The 22,373-nt window shown below is 58.2% G+C and carries 21 protein-coding genes; 13 read left to right on the forward strand and 8 right to left on the reverse strand.

Annotated features, from left to right (window positions below):
• Window positions 1–111: 111 nt before the first annotated feature.
• The 6 genes from DTI93_RS03135 to DTI93_RS03160 all read left to right on the forward strand — a co-directional run bounded on the left by DTI93_RS03135 (window position 112) and on the right by DTI93_RS03160 (window position 6,529).
• Entirely contained in the window at window positions 112–768 is a 657-nt protein-coding gene (locus tag DTI93_RS03135; protein ID WP_081563190.1) for a metallophosphoesterase, read from the forward strand.
• The gene (locus DTI93_RS03140) at window positions 758–1,105 is read left to right on the forward strand and encodes a chorismate mutase (protein ID WP_249079626.1); all 348 of its coding nucleotides are present in this window, start codon (window positions 758–760) and stop codon (window positions 1,103–1,105) included. The genes DTI93_RS03135 and DTI93_RS03140 overlap by 11 nt, the downstream gene beginning before the upstream one ends.
• Before the next feature lie 113 nt (window positions 1,106–1,218).
• On the forward strand, window positions 1,219–1,599 hold the full coding sequence (locus DTI93_RS03145; protein ID WP_052349052.1) for a hypothetical protein: 381 nt from the start codon (window positions 1,219–1,221) through the stop codon (window positions 1,597–1,599).
• Complete coding sequence (locus DTI93_RS03150; protein ID WP_249079627.1) at window positions 1,592–3,796, forward strand: pyrroloquinoline quinone-dependent dehydrogenase; 2,205 nt, start codon at window positions 1,592–1,594, stop codon at window positions 3,794–3,796. Before DTI93_RS03145 ends, DTI93_RS03150 begins: the two co-directional genes overlap by 8 nt.
• Window positions 3,797–3,963: 167 nt before the next feature.
• Complete coding sequence (locus DTI93_RS03155; protein ID WP_227431441.1) at window positions 3,964–4,344, forward strand: glycerol dehydrogenase; 381 nt, start codon at window positions 3,964–3,966, stop codon at window positions 4,342–4,344.
• Window positions 4,337–6,529 carry a pyrroloquinoline quinone-dependent dehydrogenase gene (locus DTI93_RS03160; RefSeq protein WP_249079631.1) on the forward strand — a complete coding sequence of 731 codons (2,193 nt, stop codon included), beginning with the start codon at window positions 4,337–4,339 and terminating at the stop codon, window positions 6,527–6,529. The genes DTI93_RS03155 and DTI93_RS03160 overlap by 8 nt, the downstream gene beginning before the upstream one ends.
• Before the next feature lie 160 nt (window positions 6,530–6,689).
• Here the strand turns inward: DTI93_RS03160 and DTI93_RS03165 are convergent, their stop codons facing one another.
• The gene (locus DTI93_RS03165; protein ID WP_081563192.1) at window positions 6,690–6,944 is read right to left on the reverse strand and encodes a hypothetical protein; all 255 of its coding nucleotides are present in this window, start codon (window positions 6,942–6,944) and stop codon (window positions 6,690–6,692) included.
• A gap of 205 nt (window positions 6,945–7,149) precedes the next feature.
• On the opposite strand from DTI93_RS03165, the gene DTI93_RS03170 reads away from it, so the two are divergent.
• A complete protein-coding gene (locus DTI93_RS03170) occupies window positions 7,150–7,893 on the forward strand; it encodes an orotate phosphoribosyltransferase (protein WP_052349051.1) in 744 nt (247 codons plus the stop codon).
• Between the two features lie 92 nt (window positions 7,894–7,985).
• Entirely contained in the window at window positions 7,986–8,810 is an 825-nt protein-coding gene (gene murI / locus DTI93_RS03175) for a glutamate racemase (RefSeq protein WP_081563193.1), read from the forward strand.
• On the opposite strand, the gene DTI93_RS03180 is transcribed toward murI, so the two are convergent.
• The 5 genes from DTI93_RS03180 to fabI all read right to left on the reverse strand — a co-directional run bounded on the left by DTI93_RS03180 (window position 8,807) and on the right by fabI (window position 15,274).
• A complete protein-coding gene (locus DTI93_RS03180) occupies window positions 8,807–9,874 on the reverse strand; it encodes a polyprenyl synthetase family protein (protein WP_373364575.1) in 1,068 nt (355 codons plus the stop codon). The genes murI and DTI93_RS03180 overlap by 4 nt on opposite strands.
• Before the next feature lie 215 nt (window positions 9,875–10,089).
• Window positions 10,090–11,112, reverse strand: a complete 1,023-nt coding sequence (locus tag DTI93_RS03185) for a ribonucleotide-diphosphate reductase subunit beta (protein ID WP_043560023.1) — start codon at window positions 11,110–11,112, stop codon at window positions 10,090–10,092.
• Between the two features lie 104 nt (window positions 11,113–11,216).
• A complete protein-coding gene (locus DTI93_RS03190) occupies window positions 11,217–13,124 on the reverse strand; it encodes a ribonucleoside-diphosphate reductase subunit alpha (protein WP_373364576.1) in 1,908 nt (635 codons plus the stop codon).
• 198 nt (window positions 13,125–13,322) lie between these two features.
• The gene (gene aroC / locus DTI93_RS03195; RefSeq protein WP_043560020.1) at window positions 13,323–14,417 is read right to left on the reverse strand and encodes a chorismate synthase; all 1,095 of its coding nucleotides are present in this window, start codon (window positions 14,415–14,417) and stop codon (window positions 13,323–13,325) included.
• A gap of 5 nt (window positions 14,418–14,422) precedes the next feature.
• On the reverse strand, window positions 14,423–15,274 hold the full coding sequence (gene fabI / locus DTI93_RS03200; RefSeq protein WP_043560018.1) for an enoyl-ACP reductase FabI: 852 nt from the start codon (window positions 15,272–15,274) through the stop codon (window positions 14,423–14,425).
• A 174-nt stretch (window positions 15,275–15,448) separates the two neighbouring features.
• Here fabI and DTI93_RS03205 point away from each other — a divergent pair, with 174 nt between their 5' ends.
• From DTI93_RS03205 to DTI93_RS03220, 4 genes are all read left to right on the forward strand, one after another.
• On the forward strand, window positions 15,449–16,723 hold the full coding sequence (locus DTI93_RS03205) for a 3-deoxy-D-manno-octulosonic acid transferase (protein WP_249079632.1): 1,275 nt from the start codon (window positions 15,449–15,451) through the stop codon (window positions 16,721–16,723).
• A complete protein-coding gene (gene lpxK / locus DTI93_RS03210; RefSeq protein ID WP_192848232.1) occupies window positions 16,723–17,703 on the forward strand; it encodes a tetraacyldisaccharide 4'-kinase in 981 nt (326 codons plus the stop codon). Before DTI93_RS03205 ends, lpxK begins: the two co-directional genes overlap by 1 nt.
• Window positions 17,704–17,733: 30 nt before the next feature.
• The gene (locus tag DTI93_RS03215; RefSeq protein WP_154981413.1) at window positions 17,734–18,645 is read left to right on the forward strand and encodes a lysophospholipid acyltransferase family protein; all 912 of its coding nucleotides are present in this window, start codon (window positions 17,734–17,736) and stop codon (window positions 18,643–18,645) included.
• A 167-nt stretch (window positions 18,646–18,812) separates the two neighbouring features.
• Window positions 18,813–19,199 carry a hypothetical protein gene (locus DTI93_RS03220; protein WP_227449703.1) on the forward strand — a complete coding sequence of 129 codons (387 nt, stop codon included), beginning with the start codon at window positions 18,813–18,815 and terminating at the stop codon, window positions 19,197–19,199.
• Between the two features lie 100 nt (window positions 19,200–19,299).
• On the opposite strand, the gene DTI93_RS03225 is transcribed toward DTI93_RS03220, so the two are convergent.
• A complete protein-coding gene (locus tag DTI93_RS03225; RefSeq protein WP_249079635.1) occupies window positions 19,300–20,688 on the reverse strand; it encodes a penicillin-binding protein activator in 1,389 nt (462 codons plus the stop codon).
• Between the two features lie 152 nt (window positions 20,689–20,840).
• On the opposite strand from DTI93_RS03225, the gene rsmI reads away from it, so the two are divergent.
• Window positions 20,841–21,740 (forward strand): 16S rRNA (cytidine(1402)-2'-O)-methyltransferase, encoded by a 900-nt coding sequence (rsmI, locus tag DTI93_RS03230; protein ID WP_181005206.1) that lies wholly within the window; start codon window positions 20,841–20,843, stop codon window positions 21,738–21,740.
• Here rsmI and DTI93_RS03235 read toward each other — a convergent pair.
• Complete coding sequence (locus DTI93_RS03235) at window positions 21,737–22,366, reverse strand: outer membrane lipoprotein carrier protein LolA (protein ID WP_249079637.1); 630 nt, start codon at window positions 22,364–22,366, stop codon at window positions 21,737–21,739. The two genes, rsmI and DTI93_RS03235, sit on opposite strands and share 4 nt — an antisense overlap.
• Window positions 22,367–22,373 lie beyond the last annotated feature (7 nt).

The raw sequence follows: 22,373 nt of genomic DNA on the forward strand, positions 1-22,373 counted from the left end.
AAGGCAACTGGAGGCTGAGTTTACAAAACCGTGAGCGATCGACCTATCTTTTCAGAACCACGGCTTGACGAATCGGTTTTATCCCGCATTCGCGAGCATGGTCTTCGCATTGTGGGAGACGTGCACGGTGATCTCAACGCTTTCCGCCATGCCATAGCCACAAAGCGCTTCATCATCCAGCTGGGAGATCTCGTCGATCACGGGCCGGACAGTGCTGGCGTGCTGGAAACCATGCTGGACCTGCTGGAGACGCACAGGGGCATGTTCGTTCTCGGCAATCACGACCGCAAGTTGGGCCGAGCGTTGGAGGGGCGGCGGCTGCGCCGTGACCTCCCGCTGGAAACCACCCTGAAACAGATTCAGACCTCCACAGCCGAAGACCTCGCTAACCGTTCCCTCAAAGCCGTCGCTCAGGCACCGGCATGGCAGAGGCTGGGCAACATGCTCTTCGTTCATGGTGGGTTCCACACGGCCATGCTCTCCGGCCCCCCGCCACAGACAGGGCTTGCCGACATGTCCGCCCCTCTTTCACGGGCACTCTTCGGAGAAACGACAAGCCGCCTCCAGCCGGACGGGTATCCAGAACGACGCCTGAGCTGGATCAACCGTATTCCAGAAGGTATAACCGTTTATGTCGGGCATGACAGACGGTCCCTTGATGGCCGCCCACTGCACCGGACTGGCCGGCTGGGAGGAAAAGCCATTTTCATGGATCTCGGCGCCGGCAAAGGCGGCCATCTCGCATGGATTGACCTCAATGACCTCTAAAAATGACACATTGCCTGATCCAACCCGTCAGCTGACCGCTCTCCGCCAGCGTATCGACAATATCGATGCTGCCCTCATCTATATGCTGGCAGAACGTTTCCGCTGCACAGCCGATGTGGGGGCTCTAAAAGCCTCCTCCCACCTCCCTGCCTGCGACCCGGCCCGGGAGAAAGAGCAGCTGACCCGCCTGCATGCTCTGGCCCAGGATGCCGGATTGGACATTGACTTCACAAAAAAGTTCTTTGCCTTTCTTGTTGGGGAGGTCATTGCCAATCATAAAGCTATTGCTGCACAGTTTCAGGATACGCCACAAAATCCCGACCTGAATAAAGAATAGATTGATCCATTTTACCTATCATAAATATAAATTAACTTTATTTATCTATTTTTCTCCCATCCTGGATGGCCTCATAGTTACGACATGGTTTCTGCTAGACTGGAGATAATGTCGTGTCACCATCATCGTCCTCCAGACCGAAGCAAGGATTGGCAAGCCTGGCGACTTACGCACTGGCGCTTCTGATCCTGCTTTTCGGCCTTTATTTTGTCATTTTCGGCTCATGGCTCATTCTGCTGGGTGGGTCCTGGTATTACACCCCCTGCGGACTCCTTCTCTGCATTTCCGGCATCTATCTCTTCCGCCAGAGCCCCACAGGAGCATGGAGCTATCTTCTCGCCTGGGCCCTGACAATCCCCTGGACGATCTATGAGGTCGGTTTCAATTTCTGGGGATGGTTGCCGCGCCTCTTCGGGCCCACCCTGCTGGCGGTTGCCGTTGTTGCCTGCCTGCCTCACCTTCTCCGCAACCAGAAGGAACACTACAATGCGTAACCAGGCTTACCTTCTCGGTATCCTTCTGGGTGGCACCATCCTTGGCACCTCGCTCCCGGTCCATGTGGCCCATGCCCAGATTCCTCCCTCGCTGGAAACCCCCGGCCCGGACAATGACAGCGAAGCGCAGACGAGCTCCAGCATCTACCACGACCCTGAGCCGGGTACCCCCCAGCCAGCAGGCGTCAATGCCGCCAACCTGCCGGATATTGATGAGCTCCCCATCGACCAGCTCCCCCAGGCCGTCCCTCAGGAGAGTGCCAATCCCAAAGCTGAGGACTGGCCTGCCTATGGGCGTGATGACCAGGCGACACGCTATTCTCCGCTGACACAGATCACGCCGGAAAATGTCAGCAGACTGCAACGGGCGTTCGTCTACCATACCGGCAGCCTCCCTCCCAAAGGGAAGGCCAACAAGTGGGCTGCAGAAACCACGCCGATCAAGGTGGGTGATTCCCTGTATCTCTGCTCCGCCACGAATGACATGATGCGTGTCGATGCCGCTACGGGGCAGGAGAAATGGCACTTCCATGCCCATGAAAGCTACGATGCCATTCCCTATACGGCGGCCTGCAAATCCGTCACCTACTACACGTCATCCACCGCAGCGGATGGGCAGCCCTGCCATAACCGCATCATTGAATCGACACTGGACAACAGGCTGATTGCTGTTGATGCCGAAGATGGCAAGCTCTGCGAGACTTTTGGCCATGGCGGGCAGGTCAATCTCATGCAGGGCATGGGCTGGTCCGTCCCCGGTTTCGTGGCCATGACAACAGCTCCGCCCATCGTCAATGGCGTGATCGTCGTCAATCATGAAGTGCTTGATGGCCAGCGCCGCTGGGCACCATCAGGCGTCATCCGGGGATATGATGCCGAAAGTGGGAAGTTCCTCTGGGCTTGGGATGTCAATAATCCGGACAACCACCACCAGCCGGACAAGGACCATTATTACAGCCGTGGAACACCCAATTCCTGGGCGGCCATGACGGGTGACAATGCCCTGGGGCTGGTCTATGTGCCCACAGGCAACTCTGCGGTTGACTATTACAGCGCCATGCGCAGCGATGCGGAAAACAAGGTGTCATCCGCCGTGGTGGCGCTTGATGTCCGCACGGGTGAACCCCGTTGGGTCTTCCAGACCGTCCACAAGGATGTCTGGGATTACGACATTGGTTCCCAGGCAACGCTGTTCGACTATCATGCCGATGACGGAAGCATCATCCCGGCCCTCATCATGCCTACAAAACGGGGCCAGACCTTCATCCTCGACCGTCGGACAGGCAAGCCGCTGCCAGACTTCCCCGTCGTGGAAAAACCGGCTCCCAGCCCGGGCTTCGTCCAGGGTGATCCACGGGCTCCAACGCAGCCGTGGTCTGTCGGGGTTCCCCGTCTTGGCTTCCCGGAGCTGACAGAAGCCGCCACATGGGGCATCTCGCCACTGGACCAGCTGGCCTGCCGCATCAAATTCCGTCGGGCCCATTATGTCGGCGAGTTCACACCGCCTACCATCAAGCAGCCGTGGCTGGAATACCCCGGCTATAATGGGGGCAGTGACTGGGGCAGCATCTCCTATAACCCGCAGACGGGCATCCTGCTGGCCAACTGGAGCAGCCTGCCCATGTATGACCAGCTCGTCAGCCGCAAGAAAGCTGACAAAATGGGGCTGATTCCCATTGATTCACCCCAGTTCAAAGCTGGCGCTGGTGGGGCTGAAGGTAACGGGGCACAGGCGCAGACGCCCTATGGAATTGTCGTCACCCCGTACTGGAACAGCTTCACCCAGATGATGTGCAATGTGCCACCCTACGGGATGGTCACCGCCATTGACCTCAAAGCGCACAAGGTCCTGTGGCAGAAGCCACTTGGTTCGGCCCGTGCCAATGGCCCGTGGGGTATCGCCTCGCACCTGCCGCTGACAATCGGTACGCCCAACAATGGCGGTCCTGTCATGACGGCTGGCGGTGTGGCCTTCATCGGAGCATCGACCGATAACCAGATACACGCCATTGACCTCAAGACAGGCAAGACGCTCTGGACTGACGTGCTGCCCGGTGGGGGACAGGCCAACGCCATGACCTATGCCGTCAATGGTCGGCAATATGTCGCCATCATGGCCGGGGGGCATCACTTCATGCGCAGCCCGGTGTCTGATGCGCTGGTTGTCTATGCTCTGCCAGAGGCAGACAGCAAGTAACCTTGGGATCGTGCCGGTTGCATGAAAAAATCATGTAACCGGCATGTCCAGTGTATCAACCTGAGTTCCCTGACCAAATATATGGGTTGATCTTGTCAATCCGTTTTTATCCGAAACGTGTATCCCCATGGTTTCCTGATATTTTCTGGTCAACTGGAGATGGAACTGTGTCTTTTCTCTCTTATCCCAATGAAAAACCCAAAGGCGCAGATATAGCCATCTGGGCATTTGCCCTGCTGATTCTGCTTTTCGGGCTTTATTTCGTCATTTTCGGCTCATGGCTCATTCTGCTGGGTGGGTCCTGGTATTACACCCTCTGCGGACTGCTCCTCTGCCTCTCAGGCATCTATCTTTTCCGCCAGAGCCCTGTGGGTGCCTGGACCTATCTTCTCGCCTGGGCCCTGACAATTCCCTGGACGATCTACGAGGTCGGTTTCAATTTCTGGGGATGGCTGCCGCGCCTCTTCGGGCCCACCCTGCTGGCCATCGTGGTCGCTGCTTTTCTTCCCCGTCTCCTCCGCAACCAGAAAGTCACTCCCGATGCGTAATCAAGTCCGTCTTCTTGGTCTCCTTCTGGGAGGTACCATCCTCGGCACATCACTATCCGCCGTAAAAGCCCAGGAGGCCGCCTCCCCCAGCACGTCTCACGAGACGGCACCTGCGGAGGAAACGGTTTCCACCATCTATCATCCCCCTGCTCCCAACACACCTCAGGCCACAGGCGTCAATGCCGCCAACCTGCCGGATATTGATGAGCTCCCCATCGACCAGCTTCCCCAGGCCGTCCCTCAGGAGAGTGCCAATCCCAAAGCTGAGGACTGGCCTGCCTATGGGCGGGACGACCGGGCCACACGCTATTCCCCGCTGACCCAGATAACACCGGAGAATGTCAGCAGGCTGCAACGGGCGTTCGTCTACCATACCGGAGTCCTGCAACCAAAAGGCAAACTGAATCGATTGGCGCCGGAAACGGCCCCCATCAAGGTGGGTGATTCCCTGTATCTCTGCTCCGCCACGAATGACATGATGCGTGTCGATGCCGCTACGGGGCAGGAAAAATGGCACTTCCATGCCCATGAAAGCTACGATGCCATTCCCTTCACCTCTGCCTGCAAATCCGTCACCTATTACACGTCATCCACCGCAGCGGATGGACAGACCTGCCATAACCGCATCATTGAGGCCACGCTGGACAACCGGATGATCGCCGTTGATGCCGAAGATGGCAAACCGTGCGAGGCCTTTGGCCATGGCGGGCAGATCAATCTCATGCAGGGCATGGGCTGGTCCGTGCCCCGTTTTGTTGGGGTGACCAGTCCGGTTCCCATCATCAATGGCGTGATCGTGGTCAATCATGAAGTGCTGGACGGTCAGCGCCGCTGGGCACCATCAGGCGTCATCCGGGGATATGATGCCGAAAGTGGGAAGTTCCTCTGGGCTTGGGATGTCAATAATCCGGACAACCACCACCAGCCGGACAAGGACCATTATTACAGCCGTGGAACACCCAATTCATGGACGGCCATGACGGGCGACAATGCCCTGGGGCTGGTCTATGTCCCCATGGGCAATTCCTCGGCTGACTATTACAGCGCCATGCGCAGCGATGCGGAAAACAAGGTGTCATCCGCCGTGGTGGCGCTTGATGTCCGCACGGGTGAACCCCGGTGGGTCTTCCAGACCGTCCACAAGGATGTCTGGGATTACGACATTGGTTCCCAGGCAACGCTGTTCGACTATCATGCCGATGACGGAAGCATCATCCCGGCCCTCATCATGCCTACAAAACGGGGCCAGACCTTCATCCTCGACCGTCGGACAGGCAAGCCGCTGCCAGACTTCCCTGTCGTGGAAAAACCGGCCCCCGCCGGTGTCATGAAGGATGATCCCCGTACGCCGACGCAGCCATGGTCTGTCGGGGTTCCCCGCCTCGGTTTTCCAGACCTGAAGGAATCGGACATGTGGGGCGTCTCGCCGCTGGACCAGCTGGCCTGCCGCATCAAGTTCCGTCGGGCCAGTTATGTTGGCGAGTTCACACCCCCTTCCCTCAAAAAGCCATGGATTGAATCCCCCGGCTATAATGGGGGCAGTGACTGGGGCAGCATCTCCTATAACCCGCAGACGGGCATCATGCTGGCCAACTGGAACAATGTTCCCATGTACAACCAGCTTGTGAACCGCAAAACGGCGGACCAGCTGCGACTGATCCCTGTGGATGTTCCCGAATACACGCCACGCCATGGCATGACAGCCGGCAATGCCGCCCAGGCTGAGACGCCGTATGGCACTCTGGTTGGTCCCTTCTGGAACGAATTCACGAGGGTAATGTGCAACGCACCTCCCTACGGCATGCTCACCGCCATTGATCTCAAAGCACACAAGGTTCTGTGGCAGCGGCCCTTCGGCTCGGCCCGTGCCAATGGTCCATGGGGGCTGCCGACAGGTCTGCCCATCGAAATCGGCACGCCAAACAATGGCGGGTCTGTCATGACGGCTGGCGGTGTGGCCTTCATCGGGGCGTCAACCGACAACCAGATTCACGCCGTCGACCTCAAGACAGGCAAGACACTCTGGACGGACGTGCTGCCCGGTGGAGGACAGGCCAACGCCATGACCTATGCCGTCAATGGTCGGCAATATGTCGCCATCATGGCCGGGGGGCACCACCTCATGGGGACACCTGTTTCCGATCAGCTGGTTGTCTATACCCTGCCAGAGCAGGCAACAAAATGATCTGCTCCCTCTGGCTGTCTGCTTCTCCGGACAGCCAGAGGGCCTGAGAGATTTGATCAAAACTGAAAATATCAAAAAAGCGGAGAGCCATCCGGCACCCCGCTTCATCATGTGTCTCTGGCCCAAAGAGCGAAGGACAGCATCAGGCCATGTTGTGGCTTCAATGTGGCCTGGTTGGAGGGCAGTTACAGCCACGCGTAGGCGCAGCCGAACGCCGGACGATGTGATGATCTATCCACTCCGAGACGAGCAGCCGGGCTTCTGGCAGGGACGATTCTGGATGATGGATGCGATACAGGGTTGTGCAGGCAGCAAAAATACTCATCTCGCTTTGCCCCATATCATGCAGCTCCTGATAAGCTGTAATTACGGCGCGTTCGCATTTGCGACCAATGTGCCCGGTGTCGATTTTCATATCCCATAACCCCTACGATACCCTGTTTTCCCCAGGAAAAACCTCCATCAGGAAAGGCGGGCCACTATCATCAGCCCTACCAATAACAGAATAAAGCGTCACCAATAAGAGAATGGGCAAAAAAGACATCTTTGCCCTACCCCTCCTTCCTTCTAACGGGTAGATGTCTCCAAAGGAACCATTTTTCGAGATTACGGAGAGAATAATGCCTGCATCTGGCACAGCATCAAATCTGGGCATCCGCCCCACACAGTGGGACCGTGATGCTGCGCTGACAACGGCGCGCATTCTTCTGGAAATCAAAGCCATCAACTTCCGGCCCAGCGAGCCTTACACGCTGACATCCGGCTGGAAATCCCCCGTCTATATTGACTGCCGCAAGATCATCTTCTTCCCCCGCGCCCGCAAGAAACTGATGGAACTGGCCGTTGAAAAAATTGGCCGCCACATCGGCTATGAAAGCATTGATGCTGTCGTGGGCGGTGAGACGGCGGGCATTCCCTTCTCCGCCTGGATTGCTGACCGGCTGATGACACCAATGGCCTATGTACGCAAGAAGCCTAAAGGCTTTGGCCGCAATGCACAGATTGAAGGTGACGTGCCAGAGGGCATGCGCACCCTGCTGGTAGAGGACCTGACAACAGACGGCGCCTCCAAGATCCGTTTTGCCAATGCCCTGCGTGAAGCAGGTGCCATCGTGGATCACACCTTTGTTGTCTTTTTCTACGGCGTCTTCCCCGGCGCCCAGAAAACCCTTCAGGACATGGGCATCAGCCTGCATGCACTCTGCACTTGGTGGGATGTCCTGGAAGCCTGCGCCGATGGTCAGTATTTCTCTGCCGAAGACAGCGCAGAAGTTCGCCGCTTCCTTGAGGACCCATGCAGCTGGTCCAAAGCCCATGGCGGTGTCGGCAGCGCAGAAGAAGCACTTGCCTTCAAACGGGGCTGACCGTTTCACACCCAGCCTGAAAAGGACGATGAAAGGAGGGCAACCTTTCTCTCCTTTTCAGGCCCCACCATCACGTCTCAGCGGATACGCCCATGCCTGCACCATCCTCTCCCCGCATTCTGGTCTTTGATTCAGGCATCGGCGGGCTGGGTGTTGTTCAGGCGCTGCGCAGTCTGGCCCCTTCCCTGACAATAGACTACCTCGCCGATACGGCCCTGTTTCCCTATGGGGAACAGCCGGATGATATCCTGCGGGAGCGCATTGCCGACCTCGTCTGCAAGGCTTGCGATACACTGGAACCGGCTCTGGCCATCATTGCCTGCAACACGGCCAGCACCCTGGCACTGCCCATATTACGGGAGCGGCTCGATCTGCCTGTCGTAGGCTGTGTCCCGCCCATCCGCTGGGCCGGACGGGTCTCTGCCAGCCGCACCATCGGTCTGCTGGCTACAAGCGCCACGGCACGACGCCCCTATCTCAAACAGCTTCATGACGAATTTGCTGCCGATTGCCGACTGCTCATACATGGCTCCCGCCATCTGGCCAATCTGGCCGAGCGGGCTTTTCGGGGCGAGCAGCTGGATCCGGCTGAAGTGCAGCAGGAACTCGCATGCCTCTTTCAGCAGCCCGGTGGAAATGACATTGACGCTGTTGGGCTGGGCTGCACGCACTATACGTTTCTGCTACCCTACTTCCAGCGCCTCGGCCCTGCGGGCATCATGTGGCTGGACCCCGCCCCCGCCGTCGCCCAGCAGGCCCTCCGGCGGTTATGTGATGTAACGGAAGCCTCGCTTCCCGCCAGCCCGTCCAGCCCGGCGGACCGCTTCTTCCTGACAGCTCATCCACAGAACGGAGAGGAGCTTGCCAGAAACATCGCCTGGCTGGGATTCGCCAATGGCTGGGACGTTTTTTCTTAACGGGCCCGCTCGACCGTATAAAGCACCGTCTCACGCAACAGATTTTTCAACCCGCTCTCCGGGAAACAGGACAACGCCTCCACGGCCTGCGCCGCATAATCCCGGGCCTTTTCAATCGTCTTACGGATGGCATCCCTCCGGGCAATGATCTCCAGAGCATGAGGCAGATCAGCCTCTGTCTGCTCATTATCCTCGATCACACGTTTCCAGAACTGGCGTTCTTCCTCCGTACCCTGCTCATAAGCAGCCAGCACCGGGAGCGTGATCTTCCCTTCACGGAAATCATCCCCGACCGTCTTCCCCAGCACCTGCTGATCCGCTGCATAATCCAGCGCATCATCCACAAGCTGGAAGGCCATACCCAGGCTGGTTCCGTACTGCTCCAGCGCCAGCTCAGCCTCACGACCGTGCCCGGCCACGACGGCGCCTACCCGACAGGCCGCCGCAAACAGGGCCGCCGTCTTGCCATGGATGACCTCCAGATAACGCTCTATCGGGGTAGAAAGATCATTCTGGGTGGACATCTGGAGAACTTCACCTTCAGCAATCGTTGCCGAAGCAGCTGAAAGAATGGCCATGACCTCCAGCGATCCATCCGCCGTCATGAGCTGAAACGAGCGGGCAAACAGGAAGTCCCCCACCAGCACGGAAGCCTTGTTGCCAAAAAGGGCATTGGCAGAGGCCATGCCACGCCGCAGCGTGCTTTCATCCACCACATCATCATGCAGCAGCGTTGCTGTATGGATGAACTCCACACAGGCCGCCAGGCCGATATGGCGTGTTTCCCCCTCCTTCTCCCCATAACCACAAAGACGGGCAGAAGCGAGCGTCAGCAATGGACGCAGCCTCTTTCCACCAGCCGCCACGAGATGCGCTCCCAGCTGGGGAATCAACGGAACAGAGCTCTGCATCCTGTCAATGATGGCCTGATTGCAGGCTGTCATGTCATCGGCCAGATAGGCGGAAAGGGCCTTCAGGGCATCTTCCCCTTTGACCTCTCTACCCGCAGCCTCACCGCCAGATACAGTGTTGGGCTCTGATGAGGAAGAAACCAAAACGCACAACTCCAGTTCTCCCTGCTCCAGCACGCTGGAGCAGACAGTCTCGGGCGGCTGCCTTTCCTCCGGGATACGCCTTTTCAGAACGTATGGCCGGGCAGAACGCAGCCCATACCCCTATTAGAAAATACTTCCGTCCATATGAGCAGCAAAGCAGGCCCGGTCAAGACAGCCCTGTCATAAAAACCATTCAGATAACGGGTAATTTCCCTGCTTTCCTCTCAGGAGAACACACCACTTTCGAAGGCATCTTCCCATGTCCCCTGCGTGGAAGCACGGGAATATTCAGTCGCACGATTCTCGAAGAAATTCGTATGTTCCACCGCATTGAGCATGTCATCCACCCATGGCAGCGGATTTTCCTCGATGCCATAGATCGGGTCCAGACCAAGCTGGATCAGCCGGCGATCAGCAATGAAGCGGATGTAGCGCTCCACCTGCCCGGCAGACAGGCCCTCCACAGGCCCCATTTCGAAGGCCAGTTCGATGAAGGCATCCTCGTGGGCGACTGTCTGACGGCAGATTTCCACCAGTTCAGCCCGGAATTCTTCCGTCCAGAGTTCCGGATTTTCCCGAATGAAGGTGCGGAAAAGCCGGATCATGGAGAGGCAGTGCAGCGTTTCATCACGCACGGACCATGAAACGATCTGTCCCATCCCCTTCAGCTTGTTGAAGCGGGGGAAATTCAGCAGGATGGCAAAAGACGCAAACAGCTGGAGACCCTCCATGAAGGCTCCGAAGGCTGCCATCGTCTTGGCAACATCCCGCTTGCTGTTGATGTTGAAGGACTGCATGAAATCATACTTGTCCTTCATTTCCTTGTATTTCAGGAAGGCGGAATACTCCGTCTCCGGCATCCCGATCGTATCCAGCAGGTGGGAATAGGCCGCAATATGGATGGTCTCGATGTTTGAGAAACAGGAGAGCATCATGAGGACTTCGGTCGGCTTGAAGACCTGACTGTAATACTTCATGTAGGCGGAGTTCACTTCCACGTCCGCCTGCGTGAAAAAGCGGAAAATCTGCGTGACGAGATTCTGCTCGGCCTCTGAAAGTTTACGGTGCCAGTCCTTCACATCCTCGGCCAGCGGAACTTCCTCCGGCAGCCAGTGCAGACGCTGCTGGGTCAACCAGGCATCATAGGCCCAAGGGTAGCGGAATGGCTTGTAAACCGGGTTTTCAACCAGAAGATTGGCCTGCTCGGCCGCTTCCGGGGCCGGCGGCAATGGAGTGCCATCTGTCATCTCGCGAAACCTTTTTCCCTTGAGACACAGCCCTTCCAGGCTGAATCCCTCCAATATCCAGAGATGAGGCCATGCCGGGCAGACCCCACCTCACACCCTCCGCCTTACTGGCAGGAGAGACATTCCTCATAACTCCCGGCACCACTCTCCGCATGGCGTGGCGTAGCCTGCGGAAGATGATCGTCATCCCCCTCCATGATGTCACGCTTCACGGCAACATTGGACACCGTATCGGCCCTCTGGATGGAAAGGGAGCGGCAATAATACAGCGATTTGACGCCCTTCTTCCATGCCTCATAATGGATGCGGACAAGGTCACGCTTGTGCACATCCGCCGGCAGGAACAGATTGACCGACTGCGACTGGCAGATGAACGGAGCACGGTCGGCAGCATGCTCAATCACCCAGCGCTGGTCAATCTCGAAGGCCGTTCTGAAAACATCTTTCTCATCCTGTGTCAGGAAATCGAGATGCTGTACGGACCCCTTGCTCAATGTGATGGAAGACCAGACCTCATCCGTATCCCGCCCATACTTCTGGAGCAGCTTCGCCAGATGGCGGTTCCGCACCGTGAAGGAGCCGGACAGTGTCTTCTGGAGAAACACGTTGGCACTGATGGGATCAATTCCCGGGCTGGCATTGCCCGCAATGATGGAAATGGACGCTGTCGGCGCCACGGCCATCCTGTTGGAGAACCGTTCCTGAAAACCATATTCTTCAGCATCCGGACACGGGCCCCGTGTCTTTGCCAGCTCGCGGGATGCCTCAGCCGTCTGCTTCGAGATATGCTCAAAGAACTTCTTGTTCCACACCTTCGCCATGACACTACCAAAGGGCACCATCCTGGACTGAAGGAAGGAGTGGAAACCCATCACACCCAACCCGACCGACCGCTCCCGCATGGCGGCATAACGGGCATGGGCCATGTCATCCGGCGCATTGTCGATGAAGTCCTGCAGCACATTGTCGAGGAACAGCATCACATCCTTGATGAAGTGCGGGTCATCTTTCCATTCATCCCAATATTCCAGATTCAGGGATGAAAGACAGCAGACAGCCGTACGGGTCTTGCCATGATGGTCAATCCCCGTCGGCAGGGTGATCTCGGCACAGAGGTTGGAGGTCTTCACCTCCAGCCCTGCCAGCCTGTGATGTTCCGGCCGGGCACGGTTCACCGTGTCCGAAAACACGATGTAGGGCTCGCCCTGTTCCATGCGTGCTGTCAGAAGGCGTATCCACAGGCCACGGGCCGACACCTTGCGAATGACGCTATGATCCTTGGGGGAAACGAGTGGCCATTCCTCATCACCCGCCACAGCCCGCATGAAATCGTCCGTCAGCAGCACACCATGATGCAGATTGAGGGCCTTGCGGTTGGGATCACCACCAGTGGGACGGCGCATCTCGATGAATTCTTCAATCTCGGGATGCCAGATAGGCAGATAAACTGCAGCGGAACCACGCCGCAGGCTGCCCTGGCTGATGGCGAGCGTCAGGCTGTCCATCACCCGAATGAAGGGGATCACACCGGATGTTTTACCATTCCGGCCGATATTCTCCCCGATAGACCGCAGATTGCCCCAATAGGAACCAATCCCCCCTCCTTTGGCAGCCAGCCAGACATTCTCATTCCAGAGCCCGACAATCCCCTCGAGACTGTCCTCCGATTCATTGAGAAAACAGGAAATCGGAAGACCACGATTCGTCCCGCCGTTGGAAAGAACAGGTGTGGCTGGCATGAACCAGTGCTGGGACATGTAATCGTAAATACGCTGTGCATGCCCCTCATCAGCTCCATACCGGGATGCCACGCGCGCAAACAGCCCCTGATATGTCTCACCTTCCAGCAGGTAGCGGTCATCCAGAGTGGCACGACCGAAGTCTGTCAGGCGCTCGTCACGTTCCGGCGTCGTCCGCACAGGCGGATGCCCCGGCAGCTGAACAACATTGGGGAAGAGCTCGGGTTCTTCTGTCCCACCCAGCGGGTGAGCGAACGTCTGCGCATCATGCATGGTCATGAATCGAGCCCCTCATTTCGGCATCATTTTCGGCTTAAACAGTCCTCCCATCTCCCATGGATGAAGGGCATATTTCAAGGCTTGTTTTTCGTCAGGTTTTATGCATTTTCGCATATATAGGGTTAACCCGTTCACAATGAACACTATATATTGTAACGAGCTCTCACCCTTCCTGCTGAATAACAACAGTTTTCAGAGCCACCCACACTGGGCATGGTTACGCAGCAACTGGTCCGCCAGGATGCAGGCCATCATGGCCTCGGCCACCGGTACGGCCCGGATGCCGATGCAGGGGTCATGCCGCCCCTTTGTCCGGACATCCACCGCCTCACCATCCCGCGTGATGCTCGGTACGGGCAGCAATATGGAGCTGGTTGGTTTGATCGCCATGCGGGCCACGATAGGCTGCCCCGTGGAGATACCCCCCAGAATACCCCCGGCGTGATTGCTGAGAAATACAGGCTCCATCGGATTATCGGAGGGACGGATGGGATCCGCATTTTCCTCGCCATGGAGGGCGGCAACCCCCATGCCATCACCAATCTCGACCGCTTTCACACCATTGATACCCATGAGGCCGCCAGCCAGTTCGGAGTCCAGCTTGCCATAAACAGGCGCCCCCAGCCCGGCAGGAACGCCTTCCGCCACGACCTCCAGCGTCGCACCGATGGAGGATCCGGACTTTCTCACCTCTTCCAGCTGCTCGCTCCACGCCGGAACGATTCCCGCATCTGGAGAGAAGAACGGATTCCGTTCCACCTCATCCCAATCCCAGCGTTCCCTGTTCACGGACTGCCCACCAATACCCGTAAGGGCACCACGGATGAGCAGCTGCGGCCCGACAAGCTCCCGCAGGATGACCCGTGCCACGGCTCCCGCTGCGACACGCATGGCCGTCTCCCGTGCGGAAGACCGCCCGCCACCACGATAGTCACGGATGCCGTACTTCAGATCATAGGCAATATCTGCATGGCCAGGCCGATACTGCCGGGCAATCTCCCCATAATCCCGGGACCGCTGATCCGTATTCTCAATCATCAGGGAAATGGGGGTGCCCGTCGTCTGCCCCTCAAACACCCCGGAGAGAATCCGCACCTCATCCGGTTCACGCCGCTGCGTCGTGTAACGGGACTGGCCCGGCCGCCTTTTCTCCAGCCAGGGCTGAATGTCATCCTCCGACAGTTTCAGGCGTGGCGGACAGCCATCAATCACGCAGCCAATCGCTGGACCGTGGCTCTCTCCCCATGTCGTAACACGTAGCAGACGCCCAAAACTGTTTTCAGACATTATTCTTATTCCCCAGAGGAGAGGCTCATGTCGGGAGCTTCCGGGTTCTTCATGCCAATGATGTTGTAACCGCAATCCACGTGATGCACCTCACCCGTCACACCGCTGGAAAGATCTGACAGCAGATACAGGCCGGAACCACCGACATCCTTCAGGGACACATTGCGCTCCATCGGAGCATTGACCTGATTCCAGCGCAGAATGTAGCGGAAGTCCCCGATGCCATTGGCTGCCAGTGTCATGATCGGTCCGGCAGAAATGCCGTTCACACGGATATCATCACGGCCCAGATCCACCGCCATGTAACGGACGGAGGCTTCAAGTGCTGCCTTGGCAACACCCATCACATTATAATGCGGCATGACACGCTCTGCCCCCAGATAGGTCAGGGTCAGCAGGGAGCCACCGGCATTCATCATGGCCGCAGCCCGACGGGCCACTGCCGTGAAAGAGAAGCAGGAAATATCCAGCGCCTGGAGAAAAGCCTCACGGGGGGTATCCACATAGCGCCCGCGCAGATACTGCTTGTCAGCCCAGCCAATGGCATGAACGACAAAGTCGATCTTGCCCCAGGCCTTCTCGACCTCATCGAACGTGGCATTGATGGCAGCGTCATCACTCACATCACAGGGCAGGACCATGGTGGACCCCACACTTTCTGCCAGCGGACGTACACGCTTGCCCAGAGCCTCACCCTGATAGGTGAAGGCGATTTCAGCCCCCTGGTCCGCACAGGCCTTGGCAATGGCCCAGGCAATGGAGTTCTTGTTTGCCACACCCATGACAACACCACGCTTGCCAGCCATGAGTGTTCCCTTGGCTGTTTCCTGCTGCGTGTGCGCTTCCGTTTCTGACATGGTCAGCCCCCTTGAGGATAATCCTGGATATATAATAAGTGGGTCATCTCGTCGCACAAGGCTGGCCACTCGGCAAGGCCCTCCCGTCACGAGGAAAACGTTTTTACGCTTCCCTCTGCGTTGTGCTGGGGAGATGATGCGAAAATGCACCACCCGTGCCGCATGGAACACGCAATGGGCCGTTACCCTTCCTTCACGCCTCTGGCCGCCCCCCTTCTCACAATATGGTCGCTGATCGGCCATGCCGCCATGCCATGGCTCCGCCGTCATACCCGCAAAAGGCTGCAGCAGGGCAGGGAAAACAGAACCCGCCTGCCGGAACGTTTCGCCCTGGCAGGAATGCCCCGCCCCTCCCATGACGGACCGCTCCTTTGGATTCATGCTGCCAGTGTGGGAGAAAGCCGGTGCATCCTGCCTGTTGTCAGTCAGCTTCTGGCAGACAGCCCAAAGCTGACCATCCTCATGACAACAGCCACCCTGACCGGTGGAGAAACGGTCGCCGCCCATCCGGCCAGTCACACGGGGCGGCTGATCCATCAGCTCATCCCCTATGATGCCCCGCATCTCCTTGAGCGTTTCATGGCATACTGGCAACCGATCGGGCTGGTTCTTACGGAAAGTGAACTCTGGCCGGGCCTGCTCTGCCTGAGCCGACAAAAAAAACTGCCTGTCATGCTGCTCAATGCACGTCTCTCGCCCCGTTCTGCCGCACGCTGGCGGTGGGCATCACCCCTGCTGCGCCACCTCCTGGAAGCCTGCCACTGGATCATGCCCCGAAGCATGGATGATGCGCAGGCTTTTGCCCGATTCGGAATCGGGCCACTCCTGCCCCCGGCGGATCTGAAAGAAGATTCGCCCCCTCTGCCCTTTGATGCATCCGAGGCTGTCACCCTGCGCAGGCAACTTGGGGAACGCTCCATTTTTGTGGCGGCTTCCACGCATCCGGGCGAAGAAGAGATCATCATTGCAGCCGCCCGGCAGGCCAAAAAAGAACGCCCTGACCTGCTCACCGTCATCATCCCCCGTCATCCTGAAAGAGGCAAAGAACTGGCCCAGACCCATCAGGCTCCCTGCCGTTCCAAGGGACAGGTTCCTGGAGGTGGGGATGATGTATGGATCATCGACACGCTGGGAGAAGTCGGCCTCTTCTTTCAGCTTGCCGAGCGGGTCTTCATCGGCAATTCCCTTGTCCCACCCGGAGGAGGCCACAACCCTCTGGAATCCCTCCATTTCCGCCGCCCTACGGCCATCGGTCCATACATGCAGAACTGGACAGCACTCTGCGCCCGTCATGCAGGCTCACTCCATCCTGTTGAGCATCAGGAGGCACTCGCACGCTGGCTGAAAGCCCGCCATCTTCCCAGCCCTAGGCCCCCTCAGCAGAATCAGGCAGGCAGGCAGGCAATTCGCCTTATTAAGGACACAATTTTGACTAAAAAGGCATTTTGATGAAACTGACGGCCCCTTCTTTCTGGCAGACCCCTGCCCCGACCATGCTTTCCAATCTTCTTTTGCCTTTCAGTAAAGTGACGGGGTTCGTCGCCAGGCAACGTCAGACCCAGCCTTCACTCAGGCTGCCCGTTCCTGTTCTCTGCTGTGGAAACATCACCGTAGGCGGAACTGGCAAAACGCCCATGAGCCTCCATCTGCTCCAAAAGCTGATCCAGAGAGGACGGACTCCCCATGCCCTAACCCGTGGTCACGGTGGCCGGTCCAAAAAGACAGGACTGATCTCCCCCACACTGGACAGGGCCGTTGATGTCGGCGATGAAACCATCCTGCTGGCCCGCCTTGCCCCCACATGGCGAGGACCGGACCGCAGAGCCAATGCCCTGCGGGCCATCGAAGCAGGGGCAGACTGCCTGGTCATGGATGACGGTCTACAGGACCCTTCCCTCCACAAAGACCTCTCCCTGCTGGTCATTGACGGTCCGGCGGGGCTGGGCAACCAGCGCCTGCTTCCTGCCGGGCCATTGCGGGAATCACTTCCTGATCTCCTGCCCCGGCTACACGCCACTGTCATCCTCGGTGACGACCGCCAGCATATCGCCGGGCAGCTGCCTCCGTCCCTTCCTGTCCTGAAAGGAACCCTCTCCCCTGGCACCGCCATCCAGAAGCTGCGGGGCTATCAGCTCATTGCCTTTGCCGGGATCGGTCGCCCCCAGAAATTCTTCTCCACCCTTCAGGATGCAGGCCTTACCCTGTTGCGGACTCTCACATTCCCTGACCATCACATCTACTCGGCCCGTGAACTGAAGAAACTGGCCCAGCTGGCCCATATGCCAGAGACCGTTCTGGTCACGACGGAAAAAGATTTTGTAAAACTGCCCCCACTCTTCCAGAATTTCGTGGTTAGCCTTGATGTTGAACCCCGATGGAGCAACCCTAGGCTGATGGATGAACTTCTTGACCACTTTCTGGCAGAGTAACTGCCCCTCTCATGTCCCGGCCCCGCACCCATGAAACATTATCTTGAGGCATGGGGCCTGAAGGGGCTTCTCTGGTTTGCCAGCAAGCTGCCTGCGGGTCTGTCTTCCCGTTTGGGAGGAACCGTGGCGGCTCTTGTCGGGCCGTGCCTTCCCTCATCCCGCATTGCCGACATCAACCTGCACCGTGCCTTTCCCACGATGGACCGAAAGACACGCCGGAGGCTCGTCAGAGGCTGCTGGTGGAACATTGGCAGCACATTGGGAGAACTCCCCCACCTTCCTGACCTGCCGGAAGGGGCTGCTACAGGTCCCGGCTGGCGTGTCCTGAATGATGAACTCCTGCACCAGGCCCGCAAAAGCGGGCGCCCTGTCATTTTCTTTTCAGGCCATCTCGGCAACTGGGAACTCATGCCCCTGATTGTTGCCCGTTATGGCATGGCTTTTTCCCCTTTCTACCGTGCCCCCAACAACCCTCTGGTTGACCAGCTGCTCTGTCGGCTGCGACGCCACATTGTCGGCACACCCGTTTCATTCTTCCCAAAAGGGAAGCAGGGAGCACGGGATGCTGTCCGCCATCTCGCCAGAGGTGGATATCTTGGCGTGCTGGGGGACCAGAAAATGAACGATGGGATTGAGGTTTCCTTCTTCGGCCATCCTACCATGACAGCCCCGGCTGCTGCGGCCCTGGCCCTCAGATTCAATGCTCTGATCATTACAGGGCATGTCTGGCGGGAAGGCCCGGCCCGTCTGGTTCTGGAGGTGGGGTCCTGCCTTGACCCGAAAGATCATGCCAGCACAGCCCGTTCCCGCCATGACATGATTCGTCACCTGACCCAGCTCCTGAATGATGAGCTGGAACAATGGATTACAAAACGCCCGGAAAACTGGCTCTGGTTGCATCGGCGGTGGGCAAAATCCTGTTACCGGAATAAGAAAAAGTAAATTTTACCTAGCCATGCGTCCGAAACATGGTAGGATTGCAAAATGAGAACAAGATCATAGCAGCCAAGCCTTCCTGTTCAGTTTTCAGATAGCGCGCTTCGGCACCATGGGTTGTTCTGATTGTGATGCAGCAGGGGTTTCCCTGTTCCCATGAAGGAGATGCTGACATGGCTCAGAAAGCATTCCGCGTGGCAGAACACGCCACGGCCCCCTCCTCCAGCGCCCGGGAACATGCGGGCGGTGTTGTCGTCCCGTTCCGCCAGAAGCTCCTTTCCCATCATCGCCACTACCTGGCCACATGGCTCATTGCCAGCGAGAAAATGGGCATTCTTGATGCCTCCATTGAATCATCTCCGGACCAGCAGACAGCCGATCCCAGCCTGGTGGTCATCTGGGTTCGGGAAAATGCCGACCCTGCCTACCTCATCAGCCTGCGTGGTCCCTACTGGGTTCTCACGGACTGCCTGAGAGACAACGAGCTTGGCCGTTACCGGACCTTCTCCGAAGCACTTCATACCATCCGTCCCGTTCTGCCCCTGCATGCATCAGCCTGACATGACGTCCTGCTGAAGCGATTTTTCGTCCTACAGAAAAAGCCCGTCTGACATGCAGACGGGCTTTTTCCCATGGAAGCAGGCAAAAAGCCAAAACCTGTCAGGGTGTTGAGGACGTGCCGCTCCCAGCACCCGCATGACGGGATGGCGACCAGACCGCCACATCAGGAGCGGCCGGTTTCTTCCCAGCCTGAGCCTGTGCCGGTACTGCTCCAGCTGTCTGCTTTGCAGGTGACCATACGGCCATATCAGCCGATGCCGAAGCAGTCCCCCGCCCCGGCACGGCCGGCCCTACGGAAAGAGATGATGGCGATGTCAGATCACGGGAGGCTGGGACGATCAGCTGGCTGCCCCCACCCGGAGCAATCTGATAGATGCCCAGCGCCCGAATCATCCGGCCATCCGGACGCAGATGGAAGAGACCATTCACGCCCAGATAGCCTTCACGCTGGGTCAGTGTTGCCACATTCAGCTTGTTCTGGCGGATCAGGGCGCCAGCCAGGGCGGCCGCATCGTAGGCAAAATCTGCGACAGGAGAAGGCTTCTGCTGATAGGCATTCTGATAACTCTGCACATAGCCACTGCGCTGTTTCTCATCAAACGCCACATACCAGGCACCGCGCAGGTCCCCCAGTTTGGCGTCAAAGGAACGCCAGAGCATCGGACCAAGAATACGAACCTGAGGAACCAGAAGCTGGTTGTTCTTCAGCGCATCGATCACACGGGCCAGATCCAGCCCGGTATCACCCAGAAGCAGGGCATCAAATGGCGGCGGGCTGACCTCCGAAGGGGCCGAAGCGGTCTGATCCTTCTGGGCTGGCCGGGAGGAAGAAACCGTCATTTCATCACCCTCATTCAGAGGGTCAATGGCAGAAGGTCCGCTCTCCGCCGTGGCCAACCCCTGTGCAGTACCGGCAGATGCAACCGGCCGACGGCTCAGCTGCGCCATTTTCTGCATGATGTCATTGATGTCACTGCTGTGGAACGTAATCTGCGGGACATCCAGCCCAGCCTCCTGACAGGCCAGGGTCAGCCCTTCCCCCATGGCGTGCCCCAGCGCCGTATCTGGCAGAAACGCAGCAAAACGCTTCCGTCCTTCTACCCGGGCAGCGTCAACAAGACGACGAACCTGCTGCTCTGGCGTCAGTCCCATGACCCAGACACCCGGTCTGGCCTGAGCCACATCACTGGTGAAAGCCAGCTCCGGCACATTCGCTGGCTGCAGGACAGAGGACACGGCCTGCGTATCACCTGCCGTAAGCGGCCCCAGAACAATACTGTCTCCGGCCTCCAGAGCCTGCTGGGCGGCATGGGCAGGCCCTGCTGGCTGGGCACTGTCAAATACATCCATGGGAGGAGGCTGGTTGTCCGGCAGAGCCAGCCGGGCCGCATCCCTCAGGCGCAGGCCGATGGCAGCATGAGGGCCACTCAACGGTACGATCAGCCCGACACGGGCTGGTTTTTCCACTGGCTGCGGAGCGGCTGCCACCGGGGCCAGTTTCCTTTCATGACCATTTTCCCCGGAGCAGGCTCCCAGAAACATGAAAATACCAACGGCCAATGCTGCCTGGCCGTTTCCTCTCTTGCCGCGCCCCTGCCCACCACGGCTATAAAGGCCAGAGCGGCTCATTGAGGATAACGATGTCTGAGAAACCATATACTCCCCCCGATCACGGAACATTTCCTTCTTCTACCGGGCAGCTCGTGCTGGTGGCAACGCCTGTCGGCAACCTCGCCGACATAAGCCAGCGTGCCCTTGATGCTTTAAGGACCGCTGATGCCATCCTGTGTGAAGATACCCGCGTTACCACAAAACTGCTGCGGCATTATGGCATAAGCAACCAGCTCTTCCCTCTCCACGACCATAATGAACAGGACCGCATCCCCGCCCTCATTGAGCGCCTCCAGCAGGGACAATGTCTGGCCCTGGTCTCTGATGCCGGTACACCCATTGTTTCGGACCCTGGATACCGCCTCGTCCGGGCCGCACAGGCAGAAAATATCGCCATCACGTCCCTGCCCGGTGCCAATGCTGCCGTCACGGCTCTGACACTCTCCGGCCTACCTCCCATTCCCTTCATGTTTCTGGGCTTTCCTCCCCGGGGAGAGGCCCGCCGACACAGCTTTACCGCCCTGCGTGCTGCCGAACAGGCTGGTCTGGCTGCCACGCTCATCTGGTATGAATCACCGCACCGACTTCTGGAAACACTGAAAACACAGCAGCAGGTATTCGGCTCAGACCGCCCTGCGGCCGTAGGGCGTGAACTGACAAAACATTTTGAAGAAATGATCCGGGGCAGTCTTGCCGAACTCATTGCCCATTTTGAAGAAACAGCCCCACGGGGAGAGATCACCCTGCTTCTTGGTCCACCAGCCGCAGACGATACGGGAGCACAGGAGCTCGACCAGGCCTTGCAGGATGCCCTGAAAACCCACTCCGTCAAGGATGCCGCAGCGCTGATAGCAGGGATCGTCAACCTGCCCAAGCGCACCGTCTATAACCGGGCACTTGAGCTGGCCAGACAGAAAAAGGGCGGTTAGTCCTCATCCTTTGGCAGGACAAAACTTGAAGACGGAACGCTGATGCCGGTCTGCACGCTGGAAAAATGCACGATCGTCCTGTGCCCTTGGGCATCCAGCACTGTCCAGCCTTTCAGACTGAGCGGACGGGTGGAGAAAAAGAGCGTCATCTCGCCTTCACCCGGATTTTCCGTCCGTGTCACCCGCAACTGGATCTCGCTATTCTGCTGTTCGTACCCCAGAATGGATACATCCCCCGAGAAACGGGGATCCGGCCGCAGAAGAAGACCCAATGGCGTATGATCCAGAGGGATTGTCGTGATCTGACCGATGCTGCGGTCCTGAAACACGACCTTGCCTTCATTGGCCACAAGCAGAAGCGGGCTGGGAGGATCGTAAGAAAACCGCATCTTTCCCGGCCGCTCCAGCAGAACTGTCCCGGTGGATGCCCCGTCATGCTCGGTCACCTGCTCAAACCGGGCCTGAAATGTCTTCGTCGCCGCAAGGCTGGACTCAATTCTGTGAACCCATCCCTGCTGGGCCTGGGTCAGGGGAACGCCTGCCGCCAGTGCCGGATTCCCCAGCAGACCCATCCCCCCCACAGCAAAAGCCACGCCGCAGGCCATGACAAGACGCCGCACCACCATCACCACG

Origin of the sequence: Parasaccharibacter sp. TMW 2.1884, assembly GCF_023337695.1 — a bacterium.
GTDB lineage: Bacteria > Pseudomonadota > Alphaproteobacteria > Acetobacterales > Acetobacteraceae > Bombella > Bombella apis.

Excerpts from the sequence above, each read along its gene's own strand:
- DTI93_RS03140 (WP_249079626.1), top strand. The coding sequence starts at position 758 with ATGACCTCTAAAAATGACACATTGCCTGATCCAACCCGTCAGCTGACC.
- DTI93_RS03160 (WP_249079631.1), top strand. The coding sequence starts at position 4,337 with ATGCGTAATCAAGTCCGTCTTCTTGGTCTCCTTCTGGGAGGTACCATC.
- murI (WP_081563193.1), top strand. The coding sequence starts at position 7,986 with ATGCCTGCACCATCCTCTCCCCGCATTCTGGTCTTTGATTCAGGCATC.
- DTI93_RS03205 (WP_249079632.1), top strand. The coding sequence starts at position 15,449 with ATGGGCCGTTACCCTTCCTTCACGCCTCTGGCCGCCCCCCTTCTCACA.
- lpxK (WP_192848232.1), top strand. The coding sequence starts at position 16,723 with ATGAAACTGACGGCCCCTTCTTTCTGGCAGACCCCTGCCCCGACCATG.
- DTI93_RS03220 (WP_227449703.1), top strand. The coding sequence starts at position 18,813 with ATGGCTCAGAAAGCATTCCGCGTGGCAGAACACGCCACGGCCCCCTCC.
- DTI93_RS03185 (WP_043560023.1), bottom strand. The coding sequence starts at position 11,112 with ATGACAGATGGCACTCCATTGCCGCCGGCCCCGGAAGCGGCCGAGCAG.
- DTI93_RS03170 (WP_052349051.1), top strand. The coding sequence starts at position 7,150 with ATGCCTGCATCTGGCACAGCATCAAATCTGGGCATCCGCCCCACACAG.
- DTI93_RS03235 (WP_249079637.1), bottom strand. The coding sequence starts at position 22,366 with ATGGTGGTGCGGCGTCTTGTCATGGCCTGCGGCGTGGCTTTTGCTGTG.
- DTI93_RS03150 (WP_249079627.1), top strand. The coding sequence starts at position 1,592 with ATGCGTAACCAGGCTTACCTTCTCGGTATCCTTCTGGGTGGCACCATC.
- rsmI (WP_181005206.1), top strand. The coding sequence starts at position 20,841 with ATGTCTGAGAAACCATATACTCCCCCCGATCACGGAACATTTCCTTCT.
- DTI93_RS03165 (WP_081563192.1), bottom strand. The coding sequence starts at position 6,944 with ATGAAAATCGACACCGGGCACATTGGTCGCAAATGCGAACGCGCCGTA.
- DTI93_RS03190 (WP_373364576.1), bottom strand. The coding sequence starts at position 13,124 with ATGCATGATGCGCAGACGTTCGCTCACCCGCTGGGTGGGACAGAAGAA.
- fabI (WP_043560018.1), bottom strand. The coding sequence starts at position 15,274 with ATGTCAGAAACGGAAGCGCACACGCAGCAGGAAACAGCCAAGGGAACA.
- DTI93_RS03215 (WP_154981413.1), top strand. The coding sequence starts at position 17,734 with ATGAAACATTATCTTGAGGCATGGGGCCTGAAGGGGCTTCTCTGGTTT.
- aroC (WP_043560020.1), bottom strand. The coding sequence starts at position 14,417 with ATGTCTGAAAACAGTTTTGGGCGTCTGCTACGTGTTACGACATGGGGA.